This window comes from Streptomyces sp. Rer75, from assembly GCF_013414305.1.
GTDB lineage: Bacteria > Actinomycetota > Actinomycetes > Streptomycetales > Streptomycetaceae > Streptomyces > Streptomyces himastatinicus.
The window spans coordinates 852,101-867,714 of sequence record NZ_CP058693.1 but is presented as its reverse complement, the minus strand read 5'-3'; the positions used below and the strand labels follow the sequence as shown (position 1 = coordinate 867,714).

Annotated in this window: 14 protein-coding genes; 2 read left to right on the top strand and 12 right to left on the bottom strand. The window is 72.9% G+C overall.

Annotated elements, in window-relative coordinates; translation table 11 throughout:
• Positions 1–67 precede the first annotated feature (67 nt).
• Positions 68–1,213 carry a galactonate dehydratase gene (dgoD, locus tag HYQ63_RS02985; protein ID WP_179932368.1) on the top strand — a complete coding sequence of 382 codons (1,146 nt, stop codon included), beginning with the start codon at positions 68–70 and terminating at the stop codon, positions 1,211–1,213.
• 25 nt (positions 1,214–1,238) lie between these two features.
• On the opposite strand, the gene HYQ63_RS02980 is transcribed toward dgoD, so the two are convergent.
• Complete coding sequence (locus tag HYQ63_RS02980) at positions 1,239–2,501, bottom strand: cellulase-like family protein (protein ID WP_179932367.1); 1,263 nt, start codon at positions 2,499–2,501, stop codon at positions 1,239–1,241.
• A 156-nt stretch (positions 2,502–2,657) separates the two neighbouring features.
• Here HYQ63_RS02980 and HYQ63_RS02975 point away from each other — a divergent pair, with 156 nt between their 5' ends.
• The gene (locus tag HYQ63_RS02975; RefSeq protein WP_179932366.1) at positions 2,658–3,368 is read left to right on the top strand and encodes a FadR/GntR family transcriptional regulator; all 711 of its coding nucleotides are present in this window, start codon (positions 2,658–2,660) and stop codon (positions 3,366–3,368) included.
• A gap of 17 nt (positions 3,369–3,385) precedes the next feature.
• Here HYQ63_RS02975 and HYQ63_RS02970 read toward each other — a convergent pair whose 3' ends face one another.
• From HYQ63_RS02970 to ddaH, 11 genes are all read right to left on the bottom strand, one after another.
• Positions 3,386–3,676, bottom strand: coding sequence for a DUF1876 domain-containing protein (locus HYQ63_RS02970; RefSeq protein WP_179932365.1), 291 nt, complete (start codon positions 3,674–3,676; stop codon positions 3,386–3,388).
• 73 nt (positions 3,677–3,749) lie between these two features.
• Complete coding sequence (locus tag HYQ63_RS02965) at positions 3,750–4,367, bottom strand: hypothetical protein (protein ID WP_257231565.1); 618 nt, start codon at positions 4,365–4,367, stop codon at positions 3,750–3,752.
• A gap of 92 nt (positions 4,368–4,459) precedes the next feature.
• Positions 4,460–4,963, bottom strand: coding sequence for a carboxymuconolactone decarboxylase family protein (locus tag HYQ63_RS02960; protein ID WP_179932364.1), 504 nt, complete (start codon positions 4,961–4,963; stop codon positions 4,460–4,462).
• Positions 4,960–5,802 (bottom strand): aminotransferase class IV, encoded by an 843-nt coding sequence (locus HYQ63_RS02955; RefSeq protein WP_179939684.1) that lies wholly within the window; start codon positions 5,800–5,802, stop codon positions 4,960–4,962. Before HYQ63_RS02955 ends, HYQ63_RS02960 begins: the two co-directional genes overlap by 4 nt.
• Positions 5,803–5,834: 32 nt before the next feature.
• Positions 5,835–7,058 carry an FAD-dependent oxidoreductase gene (locus tag HYQ63_RS02950; RefSeq protein ID WP_179932363.1) on the bottom strand — a complete coding sequence of 408 codons (1,224 nt, stop codon included), beginning with the start codon at positions 7,056–7,058 and terminating at the stop codon, positions 5,835–5,837.
• Positions 7,051–8,646, bottom strand: coding sequence for a class I adenylate-forming enzyme family protein (locus HYQ63_RS02945; protein ID WP_179932362.1), 1,596 nt, complete (start codon positions 8,644–8,646; stop codon positions 7,051–7,053). The genes HYQ63_RS02950 and HYQ63_RS02945 overlap by 8 nt, the downstream gene beginning before the upstream one ends.
• A 74-nt stretch (positions 8,647–8,720) precedes the next feature.
• The gene (locus HYQ63_RS02940) at positions 8,721–10,226 is read right to left on the bottom strand and encodes an AMP-binding protein (protein ID WP_179939682.1); all 1,506 of its coding nucleotides are present in this window, start codon (positions 10,224–10,226) and stop codon (positions 8,721–8,723) included.
• Positions 10,227–10,330: 104 nt separating this feature from the next.
• Positions 10,331–12,550: an aminodeoxychorismate synthase component I gene (pabB, locus tag HYQ63_RS02935; protein ID WP_179932361.1), complete on the bottom strand. Its 2,220-nt coding sequence runs from the start codon at positions 12,548–12,550 to the stop codon at positions 10,331–10,333.
• Positions 12,538–13,152, bottom strand: coding sequence for a membrane protein (locus tag HYQ63_RS02930; protein WP_009712429.1), 615 nt, complete (start codon positions 13,150–13,152; stop codon positions 12,538–12,540). The genes pabB and HYQ63_RS02930 overlap by 13 nt, the downstream gene beginning before the upstream one ends.
• Before the next feature lie 342 nt (positions 13,153–13,494).
• The gene (gene rocD, locus HYQ63_RS02925; RefSeq protein ID WP_179932360.1) at positions 13,495–14,739 is read right to left on the bottom strand and encodes an ornithine--oxo-acid transaminase; all 1,245 of its coding nucleotides are present in this window, start codon (positions 14,737–14,739) and stop codon (positions 13,495–13,497) included.
• Positions 14,739–15,548 (bottom strand): dimethylargininase, encoded by an 810-nt coding sequence (gene ddaH, locus HYQ63_RS02920; RefSeq protein ID WP_179932359.1) that lies wholly within the window; start codon positions 15,546–15,548, stop codon positions 14,739–14,741. The genes rocD and ddaH overlap by 1 nt, the downstream gene beginning before the upstream one ends.
• Between the last annotated feature and the right edge of the window lie 66 nt (positions 15,549–15,614).

Here is a 15,614-nt window from a genome sequence, read left to right as displayed (position 1 = left end):
ACCGGCGCCTCGCTGGTGGTCGACGGCGGGTGGAGCGTGCTGAAAACCAGTTCCTGAGGAGCAACCTGTGATCATCACCCGTGTGGAGACCTTCGCCGTCCCGCCGCGCTGGCTGCTGTGCCGCGTGGAGACCGACGAGGGCGTCGTCGGCTGGGGCGAGCCGGTGGTCGAGGGCCGTGCCGCCACCGTCCGTACCGCCGTCCACGAGCTGGCCGAACTCCTCGTCGACAAGGACCCCGCGCGGATCGAGGACCACTGGCAGCTCATGACCAAGGGCTCCTTCTACCGGGGCGGCCCGGTGCTCTCCAGTGCGGTCGCCGGGCTCGACCAGGCGCTGTGGGACATCGCGGGCAAGACCCTCGGCGTGCCCGTCCACGTCCTGCTCGGCGGGCCGGTACGGGACCGGGTCCGCGCCTACTGCTGGGTCGGCGGCGACGAGCCCAGCGCGATCGGCGAGGCGGTCACCGCCCAGGTCGAGGCGGGATTCACCGCGGTGAAGATGAACGCCTCCGGGCGGATGAACCGGCTGCCCACCGTCTCCGACATCGACGCCGTCGTGGCCCGCGCCGCCGCCGCGCGGGAGGCCCTGGGGCCGGACCGGGACTTCGCGGTGGACTTCCACGGCCGCTTCACCGCCGCGGCCGCCCGCAAGACGCTGCCCCATCTGGCCCCGTACAGCCCGCTGTTCGCCGAGGAGCCGGTGCTTCCCGAGTACACCCATCTGCTCGGCGACATCGTCGCCTCCTCGCCCGTCCCCATCGCCACCGGGGAACGGCTCTACTCGCGCACCGACGTGCTGCCCGCGCTCCAGGCCGGGGTCGCGGTGCTCCAGCCCGACCTCTCGCACGCCGGGGGCATCTCCGAGGTGCGGCGCATCGGCGCGCTCGCCGAGACCTTCGACATCCCCCTCGCCCCGCACTGCCCGCTCGGCCCGGTCTCGCTCGCCGCGAGCCTCCAGATCGCCTTCGCGACCCCCAACTTCCTGATCCAGGAACAGAGCATCGGCATCCACTACAACGACGGCGCCGAAGTCCTCGACTACGTCGTCGACCCCGAGGTGTTCCGCTTCCACGAGGGCCACATCAACCGGCCGACCGCCCCCGGGCTCGGCATCGAGGTCGACGAGCGGGCCGTGCGCGCCGCCGATGGGGCGGCCCCCGACTGGCGCGGCCCGATCTGGCGCCACCCGGACGGCTCGTTCGCCGAGTGGTGACCGCGCCCGGGTGAGCGCGCCGCGCTCAGCCGCGCAGGACGGCGTTGCACTCCCGCTGGAGCGCGATGTCCTGCCACATCGGGTGCTGCGGCGCGGCGTTGGAGCACACCACCGCGCCCCACGCCCCGACCCGCGCCGCCTCGGTCACGGCTCGGCGGCAGAACGCGGCCCCCACCGGGCCCTCCTCGAACGTGCCGTGCAGCGGTGTGTAGCCGATCCAGCCCTCGCCGAAGACCAGGGGCACCCCCGTGTCCGCCGCCCAGTCCGCGGCGGCCTCGATCCAGGTGACCAGCTTCTGCTCCATCGCCAGCCGGTGGGTGGCGTACCGCTCGTACAGCCAGGCGTCCCACTTGGCCGGATCGCACCAGTCGTGGACGTAGATCTCCCGCGGCCCGACCGTGGTGGCCGCCAGCCGCCACCGGTCGCGCTCCGGCGGCACCCAGTCCGCCAGATCGGGCGCGCCGGGGCGCAGCAGCTCCCGGCGGGCCCGCGGCTGGGGGAAGGGCCGGGCGCGGTCGCGGATCGCGAAGGTGTCGATCAGCTCGCCGAGCACGCCGTAGACGTACGGATGGAACACGGCGACGTCGACCTCGCGGGGCACCCCGCGCAGCGAACCGACCGGCACCATCGCGTAGTTGACGGTGACCGGCCGGTTCGGGTGGCGCTCCCTGAACCGGGCGAGACCGCGCTCCAGCCGCGGGCGCAGCGCGACGACCCTGTCCTCGCCCCGCAGACCGTCGGTGAGCCGGGTCCCCTGCACCTCGTTGTGCAGCTCGGTGAAGGCGATCCGGTCGTCCAGCCCGTGGACGACGAGGAAGTCGATCAGATCGGCCAGCGCGTCCGCGAGCACCTCGGCGCGCCGCTCGGGATCGACCGCCATCAGGGCGTCGTACCAGGCGCGGTCCTCGGCGAACGACGGGCTCTGCTGGTACTCCCAGCTGGAGAGGATGACGTAGCAGTCGTGCCGCAGGGCCGCCTCGAACAGCGCCCGCAGATGGGCGCGCCCGTCGATCTCGGTGACCCCGCCCACGTCGTACCAGCGCATCCGCTGCCCGTAGTCGCCGCCCAGCGGGCGCAGCCGCAGCCGGCTGGTGTCGAGCCCCGAGCCGAAGAGCAGGTAGGGCATCGCGCAGATGCGCACCGTGTTGTAGCCGCGGGCGACGGCGTCCTCGAAGGCGCGGTCCAGATCGGCGAAGGGCTCGCCCGGGCCGGTACGGGTGTACCAGCTGAAGTCCCACAGGGAGATGGTGAGGGTGGCCGGGAGATGGGCGTGCGGCGACTGCGTCACAGGGGGCTCCCCGCGGTCGGCGTGCTCGTCGGTGAGGTCGGTTCATCGTCCGGGCGGGCCTGAGGGGTGTCAAGATGTATTCATAAATAATGCTCAGGGCCGGAGTGCCCGGAACTGTGCCCGTGACAACGTGACTTCCCCCCCGAGGAGAACCCCATGGCGTCCTATTCCGGCCGCGGTGTGCACGGCCAGGTGGTCCAGCGGCTGGGCGCCCGCATCGTCGGCGGCCACTGGGCCGAGGGCGACGTCCTGGACGTACGGGCGCTCGGCGACGAACTGGACGTCAGCCTCACCGTGATGCGGGAATCCCTGAAGGTGCTGGCCGGAAAGGGGCTCGTCGACGCCCGGCAGAAGCGCGGCACCTACGTCCGCCCCCGCTCCGCCTGGAACCTGCTGGACGCCGATGTGATCCGCTGGCGCATGGCGGGCGGCGACGGCGAGCGGCTGATGCGCGACCTCACCGATGTGCGCTCCGTCGTGGAGCCCGCCGCGGCCCACCGCGCCGCGCTGCGCCGCACCGACGCCGACCTGACCGCGCTGGACGCGGCGCTCGCCGCGATGGAAGGGGCCAGGGGCGACCTGGCCGCCGAGGCGGACGCCGACGCCGCCTTCCACCGGGCGCTGCTCGCCGCCACCGGCAACGACCTCCTCGCCCGGTTCGATCTGATCCTCGAACCCGGGCTGCGCGAGCGCGACCGGCTGGTGCACGCCCACGGGGACGCCGACGACCCCGTGCCCAGCCACCGCCGGGTGCTGGACGCGGTGCGCGACCGGGACGCCCCGCGCGCGGAGCTGGCCATGCTCGATCTGCTCGCCAAGGCGGCCGAGGACGTCGGCGCGGCAGCCTCCCGGCCACCCGGTGACTGACCGGTCGGGCCCCGAGGTCAGACCACCCAGCCGTATCCGGGCCGGGGCTTGCGCGGCGCCGGTGGCTCCTCGCTCTCGATGTCGTGCTCGGCGGCCCGCAAGAGCTGGTGCCCGAGATCGCTGAGGGCCCGGCCCGCGGCCAGCTCGTCGCCGATCACGGGGATGTCCCGGTCCTCCGGGTTGCGCTGTGCCGTTCCGCGGCCGGTGAGCGCCGCGGCACCGGTGTCCAGCTCGACGCGCGCCTTCGTCCGGCCCTCGTCGTCCTCGAAGAGATAGAGATGGACCTTCCACTCCACTGTGTGCGGCATCGTCTGCTCCGATCACCTCGCTTGCCGGACCCGCGGCGGAGCGGCCGGGGAGTGGTCGGCGGCCGGAGAGCGGTCAGCGACGGTTCCTGCCGGACCACGCGGGTTCCACCACCTTCCACTCTGCCTCCCATTGCGCGTCCCGGCGGCGGTCCAGCACCTGCCGGACCCGGGCCCGCCCCGCGAACGCCGCCCCGGCCACCGCCGCCGCGGTCAGCATGCCGGTGAACCAGCCCATCGTGCGCGCGGTCGAGGGGGAGGTGGGCGGCTGGGCGAGATCCCCGTCCGGGCCCACCCAGACCCGTACCTCCGTACCCGCGTCCGCATCGCCGGGCACCGTGGCCACACCGGCGTGCCGGGCGCCGTCGTCACCGGTCCAGCTGACCTTCGCCATCCTCAGCTCGGTGGCCTCCGACTGGCCCGGCCCGCCGGGAGGGGACTCGGCGAGCCGCGCGGTGATCTGGTGCCGCGCCGCTTCCTGGTCGTGCACGACACGCATCTGCGACGCGTGCGCGGCGTTCCCCGCGCTGACCGCGGCCATCGGCAGGCCGAGCACGAGGACCAGCAGGAAGAGCAGGCTGAACCAGGACTGGACCCGGTCCGTCCGCCTGCGCAGCGGGTTGCGCCCCCGGGCCGGACGGCCCAGCAGGGGCGGATGGGGTCCGAAAGCGCCCCGCGGTCCGTGGGTGTTCATGGTCGTAAGGCCTCCAGCAAGTGCTGACGTCGTCGCGTGGCGCCGCCGGGCGCCGGGGGTGCCGCACGGGGCGCCACGCGACGGGCAGTGGGTCAGGTGCGAGGGGCGGGCTGATACGCGCCGGGCACCATCCGGGCGCTGATCGCCGTGCGGTTGTACGCGTTGATGACGACCGCGGCCCAGATCAACGCCGCCACCTGCGGTTCGTCGAACACCTCGCACGCGGCCCGGTGGACCTCGTCCGGCACGTGGCCGTCCTGGACGTCGGTCACCGCCTCGGTCAGGGCGAGCGCGGCCCGCTCGCGCTCGCTGAAGAACGGGGTCTCCCGCCAGGCGTTCAGGGCGTAGATGCGCTGCTCGGTCTCGCCCCGGGCCCGGGCGTCCTTGGTGTGCATGTCCAGGCAGAACGCGCAGCCGTTGAGCTGGGAGGCGCGGATTCTGACCAGTTCGAGCAGCTCGGGCTCGACCTTCGCCTCCTGCGCCGCCTCGACGGCCGCCGCGTGCAGGGCGCCCATCGCGGCGGACACCTTCGGGGCCAGCTTCTTCAGCTCCAGCCGGGCGGTGGTGGCCTGCGGGCCGGGTGCGGTCGCGGTCATCGGTGAACTCCGTTCGTCGGCATGAGGACATCGGCACAGCTGTCGAGCCAGCTCTGCCAGGAAGCGGCGCGCAGGGCCGGTCCCGCGCGCAGCGGACGGCCGAGCCATGCGGTCACGGGACGGATCCCGTGCAACGCGTTGACCAGCCACACCTCGCGCCCGTCCAGCTCCTGGACGGGACACCGGCGGTGTTCGGTACGGACCCCCAGCTCCGCCGCGCGCTCCTGGATCAGGGCCGAGGTGACGCCCGCCAGCAGCGGCAGGTCCGGCGGCGGCAGGCACAGGACGTCGTCCTCCCACCACAGGACGTTCGCCGTCGTCCCCTCCAGCACCAGACCCGAGGGAGTGGTGAGCATCAGCTCCTGCGCGCCGCGCTGGGCGGCCCGGTGGCGCAGATGCGCCAGCAGGGACAGATCCGGTCCCTTGCGGCGCGGATGGATGCGCGGATCGAACTCCTCGGTCAGACAGACGGCCACATTGGCCGTCCGGGGCGGTGCGGGCCGTATCCGCAGATAGAGCCGGGCCGGTTCCGGACCGGCCAGCTCGACCCGCGGGAACCAGCGGCCGGTGCGCGGCAGCGCCGCCGCCACGTCCCGCCAGAAGCGCTCGATCCGGGCCGGGGAGTCGCCCGTCGCCTCGGCGCACGCGGCGGCGAACCGCCGGTGGTGGTGGTCCAGCGCCCGTACCCGGCCCTCGTCGACCAGCCAGGAGTCGGCGGCCAGCAGCGCGCTGTCGGGCACCGGGCGGGAGGGCATCAGCCCGCCGTCCTCGCGCCACATCAGCGTCCACTGCTGCTGGTCCGAGCGCCGCTCCTGACCGGTGTCCTGTGCCGTGATCATGTCCGTGTTCACGCCTTCGTTCCCCTCCACCGTCAGTACTTCCGCGCCGCATCGGCCATCGGGCCGTTGCGGGGGCCGTACGGGGCGTGCTCCAGCCACGCACCGCACCGGGGGACCACCGGGGCCAGCGTGGCCGCCGCGCGCTGGGTCATCCGCCCCCAGCGGCGCGGCCGCATATGGTCCAGGGCCGCCCCCGCGGCCACGCTGTTGAACAGCGCGGCACGGCGGCGGGCGGAAGCGAACTCGCCGATGGCCACGGGTGCCCTCGACGGGTCGGAGCATGCCACCGATATGGCGTCGGCCGCCGCGACCGCGTCCGCGATCCCGCTGTTCATCCCGCGCGCCCCGAAGGGCGGGAAGAGATGGGCCGCCTCGCCCGCCAGCAGCACCCGGCCGGTCGGATCGGTGAACGACGCGGCCACCTTCCGCAGGAAGTGGTACCGGGACACCCACAGCACTTGGTGCGCGCAGTCCTCGCCCACCAGCCGGGGCAGCCAGCGGCGCACCGCCCGCTCGGTGTCGTACGTGCCCGGCGGGTCGTCCGCCCGGCACTGGAGATCGATCTGGAAGCCGCCGGTGAACGGCACCCGCAGCACGGTGCGGCCGCCGGTGCCGGGGTGCTCGTAGTGGAAGACCCGCTCGACCGGCATCTCCCCGCCCGCCGGATCCGCCACGTCCACGACCACGTGATAGCCCTCGGAACGGGTGCCCTCCAGCGGGATGCCCAGCGCCTTGCGCACCCCGGAGCGGGCCCCGTCGGCGGCGATCACATGACCGGCCGTCCAGCCGTCGCCGTCCGCCGCGGTCACCGTCACCCCGGTGCCGGTGGCCTCGACCCCGGTCACCTCGGCGTCGAAGCGGAAGTCCACGCCCGCCTCCAGGCACGCCTCGTACAGGAACCGCTCGGTGTCCACCTGGCGCAGGCTCGCGAAGGCGGGCAGCGCATCCTTGCCCGGGGACTCCGGATAGGTCTGCGCGAACACCTGGCGCCCGCGGTAGAGGGTGCGCCGGGTCCGCCAGGTCGTGCCGTACGCCGCGACGCGCTGCCCGAGCCCGGGGCGGGCCCGCTCCAGCAGCCGCAGCGACTGCCGGTGCACGAACAGCGCGCGGCTCCCGGGCCGCACCCGGTCCTTCGCCCCCGACTCCAGCACGGTGACCGGCAGTCCGCGGGCGCGCAGCGCGAGCGCCGCCGTCATCCCGACCGGCCCGGCGCCCACCACGAGGACCGGTTCTGCGACCGCCGCCGGGTCAGCCATGGGCCCGGGCGGTGGACAGCGTGGGCAGTTCGCCCTCGGCCAGCAGCCGGCTGATCTCCAGCCGCTTGATCTTCCAGGTGCTCGTGCGGGGCAGGTCCTCGAAGCGGCACTGCACCGGCTCGGCCAGCGGAGGCAGGTCCGAGGTGGCCAGCCGCCAGCGGTCGGCGTCCAGGGGTTCGTCCCCGCGGGTGCACACCACCGGCACCGGCTCCAGGCTGGGCCCGTGGACGATGATCACCTCGCGGAGTTCGGCGACCCGGGACAGCAGCTCGTCCTCGACCTCCAGGTTGGAGTCGACCGTGGCGTGCTGGTCGACCTCGCGGTCGAGCAGGTACAGCGCGCCCCAGCGGTCGCGGTACCCCATGTCGCCCATCCGCCACCAGCCGCGGTCCACCTGCTGGGCGTACTGGTCGGCGGCGCCGAGATAGGTGAGGATCCGGCCGCGGGTACGGGCCTCGATGGCACCCGGTTTGCCCGGCGGACACGTCCGGCCGCGCTCGTCCACCACCCGGATCCGGGTGAACCCGGGGATGCCGGTGCCCACCCGCCGTCCCTGCACCCGGTCCGCGCCGCGCCGGGTGTACCAGCCGAAGGCGATCGGCCCGGTCTCGCTCTGCCCGTACAGCTGCACCAGCCGCGGGTCGCGGCGCCGGGACGCGCCGAGCAGCCGCTGCACGGTGCGCGGATGGATGGCGTCGAAGGTGGAGCCGTACGCCCGTACGTTGGCCAGCGGCATTCCGGGCGCGTCGGCCAGGTCCTCCCACAGCACGAAGGTGTTGGGGTGGGTCTCCACGATGCCGGGCCGGTACTTGGCGAGCAGGGGGCCCGCATGGGCCGGGTCGGGGTCGAGGAGCAGCAGCAGCGGGCTGCCGAAGTGCAGCAGCACGCCCAGCAGATGGTAGAAGCGCGAGTGCACGAACGACATGTGCAGCGCGGCGGACTCGCCGCGGGTGGCCCGCCCCAGCGCCTGCTGCGGCACGAGCCGGTTCCACATGGTGTGCGCGCAGTGCACCGCCAGCTTGGGGATGCCGGTGGTGCCGGAGCTGTGCGTGATGAGCGAGGGTTCGCGGGGGTGGAGCCGGATGGGCGCGCGGCGCGGCACCCCGGCGTACTTGGCGAACGGGATCGCGTGTGCGTGCCCGGGCGCCTCGTCCACCGTGAGCACCCCACGGGCGAGCCCGGTGTCCAGACCGCTCAGGGTGGATTCCAGCGTGGCCCGGTCGGTGATCAGCCAGGGCGCGTGCAGCCGGTCCAGCAGCACCGCGGCCACCCCGCCGTCCAGCGAGGGCGACAGCAGCGCGGGCACCGCGCCGATCCGGGAGACGGCGCAGGCCAGCAGCACGATGTCGACGTTGTCGCGCTTGTGGATCGCCACGTGCTCGCTCGGCCGCACCCCCGCCGACCACAGCCGGGCGGCCACGTCGTCGACCAGATCCGCCAGATCGGTGTACCCGAGGTCCGTACCGGCGTCCGGCGCCACGTCCAGCGGCCGGTCGAGCGTCACCCGGACCCTGCCGTGGCGGGCCGCGGCCTCCTGGAACATCAGCCCGAGGTAGAACCCGCGCTCGGGGAGTAGCCGCTCCAACATATGCAGTACCTACCGTTCGGAATCGTTCACGAGGGTGCGCGCGGAGGCGGCACGGCGGGCGGGGCGCGGGCCGGTCACCAGGCGCCCGTCCGTACGACGTGGCGCCGCAGCTTGCCGGTCTGCGTCCGGGGCAGGGACGACACGACCCGCACCGTGCGCGGCGCCTTGAACGCGGCGAGCCGCTTCCGGGCCAGCGCGATCAGGTCGTCCGACAGGGCCCGCTCGTCGACCGTCCGGCCCCCGGCCGCCGGCGCGGTCGGCACCACGAAGGCGTGCAGCCGGGTCGCGCCGCGGCTGTCGGGGACGGCGGCCACCGCCACCTCCCGTACGGCCGGGTGGTGCCGCAGCACCTCCTCGACCTCCAGCGGGGACACGGTGATCCCGCCGACCATCTCCAGATCGTCGACCCGGCCCAGGTGCTGGTACGTGCCGTCCGGGTTGCGCCGGGCCCGGTCCCGGGTGGCGAGCCAGCCGTCGTCCGCCGGGCGGACGGAGGCCACCGTCGGCCCGCGCACCCACAACTCGCCCTCGGCCGCCTCGTCGGGGGCGGCCTCCACCACGGTGCCGCCGCTGTCCCGCAGCTCCAGTTCGAAGCGCGGCACCGGGCGGCCCAGGGTGCCGGGGGCGTTCTCCCAGACGGTGTTCGCGCAGAACGCGTGGCCCGCCTCGGTGGAGCCGATCTGCTCCAGCACCGGGGCGCCCAGCATCTCGGCGACCCGTTCGCCAAGGCCGCGCGGCAGGCTCTCGCCCGCGCTGACCGCCGCGCGCACCGAGGCGAAGCAGGGGGTGTGGCCGGTGCCGCGCTCGTCCACCAGGGCGGCGTACGCGGACGGCACCGAGTACAGCAGGGTCACCCGGTGCCGGGCCACCAGGTCGTCGGTGAGCCCGGGGCCGGGACGCTGCGCGCTCAGTACCGCGGACGACCCGGAGAACAGCGGGAAGACGAAGGCGTTCCCGAACCCGTAGGCGTAGAACAGCTTGGACACCGAGAACGTCACGTCGTCCGGGCCGATGTCCAGCACGTCCCGGCCCACCAGGTCGTAGTACGCCGCCACATGGCCATGGGTGTGGGTCACCGCCTTCGGGCGGCCGGTGGTCCCCGAGGTGTACTGGACGTACAGCGGGGCGTCGGCCGTCACCGGCTCGGCCTCCCGCGCCGCGGCCGCGGCGTCGATGCCGTCCGGGTTCGTCAGCGCCGACAGCTGGTCAGCGCCGAGCCAGCGCGCGGTGTCGAAGTGGCCCTCGAGGTCGGGCCCCGAGACACACAGCGCGGCCCGCGAGTCCTCGGCCATGAAGCGGTGGTCGTCGGCGGTGAGCCCGGGGTTGACCAGCACCGCCGTCGCCCCCAGCCGGGCCACGGCCAGGAACGTGGCCACCCACATGAGGCCGTCGGGCAGCGCCATCAGCACCCGGTCCCCGGCACCCACCCCGCGCCCCGCCAGCACGGTGGCGGCGCGCGCGGCACGGTCGTGGACCTCGCCGTGGGTCCAGACCCGGTGCGCCTCCAGGAAGGCGGGCCGGGCCGACCAGTCGCACCGGTCGGCGAGCGCCGCCAGATGCGTGGCCACGTTGGCGGACACCGACGGGACGAAGACCGACGGGCCGGATAACGCGAGCCCGGAGCGGGCGAGGACCGGGTCGACGAGGGCAGACTCCGAGAGACCGGAGAGATCCGAGAGAGCGGTCACCGTTCCAGCTCCTTCGCGGGGGTGTCCGGCAGCGACGGGGCCGCTGCCACCAGCAGGTCGTCCAGCTCGCCGGCGGGCCGCTGTTCCGACGCGTCGTAGGCGCGCATCGTCGCCGCGGTCTTCAGCAGCATCTCGTCGTACTCCTCGGCCGGATCGGAGTCGAGGACGATGGCGCCGCCCGCTCCGATGTGCATCCGGCCACCCGTGAACACCGCCGTGCGGATCACGATGCTGAGGTCGGCCGCGCCGTTGCAGCTGAGGAAGCCGAGGGCGCCCGAGTACACGCCGCGGGCCTCGGTCTCCAGCGCGTCGATGATCTCCATGGTGCGCAGCTTGGGGGCGCCGGTCATCGAGCCGCCGGGGAAGCAGGCCCGTACGCAGTCCACGGTGCTGGTGTCCTGGCGCAGCCGGCCGCGCACGGTGGACACCAGCTGGTGCACGGTGGCGTACGACTCGGTGTTCATCAGCCGCGGGACGTACACACTGCCCGGCTTGCACACCCGCCCCAGGTCGTTGCGGAGCAGGTCCACGATCATCAGGTTCTCGGCCCGGGGCTTGGCGCTGGTGGCGAGGGCGGCCAGCGCCCGGGCGTCCTTGTCGGGGTCCCCGGAGCGGGGTGCCGTGCCCTTGATCGGCTTGGCCTCGGCGATGCCGTCGGGGGTGACGCGCAGGAAGCGCTCGGGGGAGGCACACGCCACGTCGGTGTCGCCGAACCGCAGATAGGCGGCGTACGGGGCCGGGTTGCAGCGGCGCAGCGTCCGGTAGAAGGTGTACGAGTCGCTCGGGGCGGGCAGCCACGCGGAGTTGGTGAGGCAGATCTCGTAGCTCACCCCGGCCCGCAGCTCGCGCAGGCTCGCCTCGATCGAGGCGAGGTACTTCTCCCGGTCCCGGACCAGCCACGGTTCGACGGCGGCGGTGGTGGTGAGCGGGGGCGGCGGGGGCAGCGGCTCGGTCCGCGCGGGTATCCCGCTGAGCACGGTCACGGTCGCGTCCAGCCACTCCTTGGCGTCGCGGTGGCCGTCGGGGGTGTCCTCGCTGAGGCAGCAGATGTAGGTGACGCCCTCCTGGTGGTCGACCGCGACGAAGCGGTCGGCGAACAGCCAGCAGGCGTCCGGGGTCGCGGCCTCGTGGCGGCCGGGGGCGCCGCAGTCGGCCTTCATCTCGTAGCCGAAGTAGCCCACGTAGCCGCCGGTGAAGTCGAAGGGCAGGTCCGGGGCGTGGACCTTCCTGGCGGCCAGCTCCCCCTTGAGGTAGTCGAAGACGCTGCCCTCGTAACGGGTGGCGGGCTGCCCGGGCCGCTCGATCTCGCACACCTTGGTGGCGGTGTCGTACGCCACGAACTCGGCCAGCGGCCCCTGTCCGTCGCCGAGGAAGGAGAAGCGTGCCTCGCCGGACTGGGACCGCGAACTGTCCAGCCAGAAGGCGCGCGGCGCGTCCGCGTACAGCCGGGTGAAGGCCGCCTCGGTGTCGGTCGCGTCGGCCAGCCAGCGGGCGTGCAGCCGGTAGGAGCGGGCCTCCGCGCCGCCCGCGGCCGGGGCGCTCGCCGCCACCGGCTTCTTCGGACGCGGGGCGCGGGGCTTGCGGGGCTCGCCGGGGGTGGCGGTGGACGTCACGGACTCGCCGTTGGCGTGCTCGATCGTCAGGTCGCGGAAGTTGCTGAACATCCGGTGGCCGTATCCGGTGAGCACCGACTCCGGGTGGAACTGCACACCCCACAGCGGGCGGGCCCGGTGCCGCAGTCCCATCAGCACGCCGTCCTCGGACCAGGCGATGCCCTGGAGCCCCAGCGGCAGCGGCTCGGCCACGCACAGCGAGTGGTAGCGGACGGCGGTGAAGTCCTGGGGGATGCCGCGGAAGATGCCCTTCCCGCCGTGCTTGATCCGGGAGAGGTGGCCGTGCCGCGGCTCGGGGGCGGGCACCACCCGCGCCTGGGCGCCGAGCGCGATGCCCTGGTGGCCCAGGCACACGCCCAGCACCGGGATCGTGGCCCGCTCGATGAGCCGGGCGGCGCCGGCGAAGTCACGGGCGTCGGCCGGATGTCCGGGGCCGGGGGAGACCACGATGTTGTCGAACTCGGAGAGGTCGATGTCCGCGCATTCGGGCGCGTCGTTGAGAAGCACCTCCGGTTCCTCACCGTTGACCTCGGTGAGCAGATGGAAGAGGTTGTACGTGTACGAGTCGTAATTATCGACGAGGAGCGTCCTCAGCGATTCCATCCGGATTTGCCTCCTTGCTTCGGGCCGTCCACCGCCATGCGCCTGTGACGTCCTCGGATCGACTGAAGCGGCGGGTAGAGCCACTTCTTGAGGACCCGCTGTAGGCGCGGCATGACGAGCCAGGTCACCATCGCGGTCACGCCAAGACACAGAGCCAGGGTCCGCAGCAGGAAATTGGTGCCCTCGAGGAACGGGATCACCAGCACGTTGAACATGAGGACCGGAGGGAACACGGCGCCCAGGTTCACCAGCCAGAGTTTCCATTTGGGGGGCGGCGGCAGCGGCCGCACCGGACCCTTCAACCAGTTCTGTAGCCCTGAGGTGCGCTGCGTTCCCTTTTCTTGTACGAAGGGTCCGGCCCGAGTCGCCAACCGGGCGCGCTCGAGCGAGGATTCCCATCCCTGTGCGGATACTTCCCTGTCGAATCGGTAGATGACGTGCCACTCCGAGGACGCCTGACCGGAGCCCATGACGCCGCCCCCGAGGTATCCCGGAAGGCTTGCCGCGGCATTGAGCATCTCAATCGCCCAGGCATAGAACTCGGTTTCGCGGCCGGGGTCCACCCGGTATGCGGCCGTCACCGTGACCGGCTCCGTGTCCACTCCAGCCGCAACTCCTTCCCGCACCCTGCACGCTCGCCTTCTCAACCCATGCTGACCTGCAAGGACTTCATACTCTCCACCAGGTCTTCCCGGCGAGTTGACAGGAAGTGTTCCACATCGGGAGATCCGCAACAGTCGAATGCTCAACAACGTACATAAAAACTCGATAAGAGGGCCGTGACCTGCGCGTTATCTACGGTTCAGAGGGCTTGGGAGGGCCCCGAAAAAGAATCTCGGAGGCACGTTGAACATGACGAAGCGCCGGGCCGTATGGAACGTAATGCGGCCCGGCGCTCAAAGTCGCCGTCGGGTCTGTTTCGGGCTGTGCGGGGCCCGCTTCGGTCAGCCGAGTACCTTCTCCAGCGACGCCAGCGACGCCTCCAGTTCCTCGCGGGTGATGGTCAGCGGCGGGGCCAGCCGGATCGTCGAACCGTGGGTGTCCTTGACCAGGATGCCCTCGCGCATGAGCCGTTCGCCGATCTCGCGCCCGGTCCCCAGCGCAGGGTCCACGTCGACCCCCGCCCACAGGCCGCGGCAGCGGTGCCCCGCCACGCCCCTGCCGTGCAGCGCGCTCAGCCCGGCGTCCAGCACCTCGCCCAACTCGGCTGCGCGGCGCTGGAATTCCCCGGTGCTCAGCAGGTCGACCACGGCCGAGCCGACGGCCGCGGCCAGCGGGTTGCCGCCGAAGGTGGAGCCGTGCTCACCGGGGCGCAGCACGCCCATCACCGCGCGGTCGGCGACCACGGCGGAGACCGGCACGATGCCGCCGCCCAGCGCCTTGCCGAGCAGCAGCACATCCGGCCGGACCGACTCGTGGTCGACCGCGAGGGTGGTGCCGGTGCGGCCCAGGCCGGACTGGATCTCATCCGCGATGAACAGCGCCCCGGCCCGCCGGGTGAGGTCGCGGACCCCGCGCAGATAGCCGTCGTCCGGAATCAGCACGCCCGCCTCGCCCTGGATGGGCTCGATCAGCACGGCGGCCGTGGTCTCGTCGACCGCCGCCTCCAGCGCGGCGAGGTCGTTGTACGGCACGACGCGGAAGCCCGGGGCGAACGGGCCGAACCCCTCGCGGGCCACGGGGTCGCTGGAGAACCCCACGATCGTCGTCGTACGGCCGTGGAAGTTGCCGTCGGCCACCACGATCGTCGCCTGATCCGGGGCGACGCCCTTGACCTCGTACGCCCATTTGCGGGCCAGCTTGATGCCGCTCTCCACCGCCTCGGCGCCGGTGTTCATCGGCAGCACCATCTCCAGGCCGGTGAGCCGCGCGAGGCCCTCGGCGAATCCGGCGAGCCGGTCGTTGTGGAAGGCGCGCGAGGTGAGGGTGAGCTGATCGAGCTGGCGGTGGGCGGCCTCGACGAGCGCCGGGTGGCGGTGGCCGAAGTTGAGGGCCGAGTAGCCGGCCAGCATGTCGAGGTAGCGGCGGCCCTCGACGTCCCACACCCAGACGCCCTCGGCGCGGGACACGACCACGGGCAGCGGATGGTAGTTGTGGGCGAGCGAGGAGTCCTCGGCGCGGATCAGCTCCTCCGAGGAGCGCGCGGGGCGGGCGCCGGTGGCCCGGGCGGTGCGTGCGGGTGCGGTCATCAGCGGATCTCCTGAGTGCAGCACTTGATGCCCCCGCCGGCCTTGTGCAGCTCCGACAGGTCGACGGGGACGGGGACGTAACCGCGGTCGGTGAGCTGGCCGATGAGGCCGGTCGCGCGCGGGGCGACGAACACGTGGCAGCCGTCGGAGACGGAGTTGAGCCCGAAGGCCATGGCATCGTCCCGGGTGGCGATCAGCGCCTCCGGGAAGAGGCGCTCCAGGACCTCACGGCTGCCGGGGGAGAACGCCCCCGGGTAGTAGGCGATGTTCTCGTCGTCGAGCGTGAACAGGGCGGTGTCCAGGTGGTAGAAGTACGGGTCCACCAGGAGCAGGCTGATCACGGGCACCCCGAAGAACTCCTGCACCTCCTGGTGGGCGGCGCGCGTCGTACGGAACCCCGTACCGGCCAGGACGAACCGGCCGGCGGGGACGAGGTCGCCCTCGCCCTCGCACACCGCCTCCGGCGGGTGCACCTCGAATCCGGCCGCCTTGAACCAGGACGTGTAGGCGAGCTGTTCCGGCCGGCGCTGGGGCGCGTGGAAGCGGGAGCCGAAGACCCGGCCCTCCAGGACCAGGGCCGAATTCGCCGCGAACACCATGTCCGGCAGGCCCGGCACCGGCTCCGCGGTCTCCACCCGGTGGCCGTGGTCGCTATAGATGCGGATCAGCGTCTCCCACTGGGCCTGGGCGAGCGCGGTGTCGACCACGGTGTCCTCGCGCATCCACGGATTGATGGCGTACCGGACGTCGAAGAATCTGGGGGGACAGGTCAGATAGCGCCGGGGGCGCGGCACACGGGTCTGGGGCACGGAGCAGTCCTCTCGCTTCCGCGGGCCGGGGAATGATTCAACGGTAGAAAGCGGACGAGAGGGGAC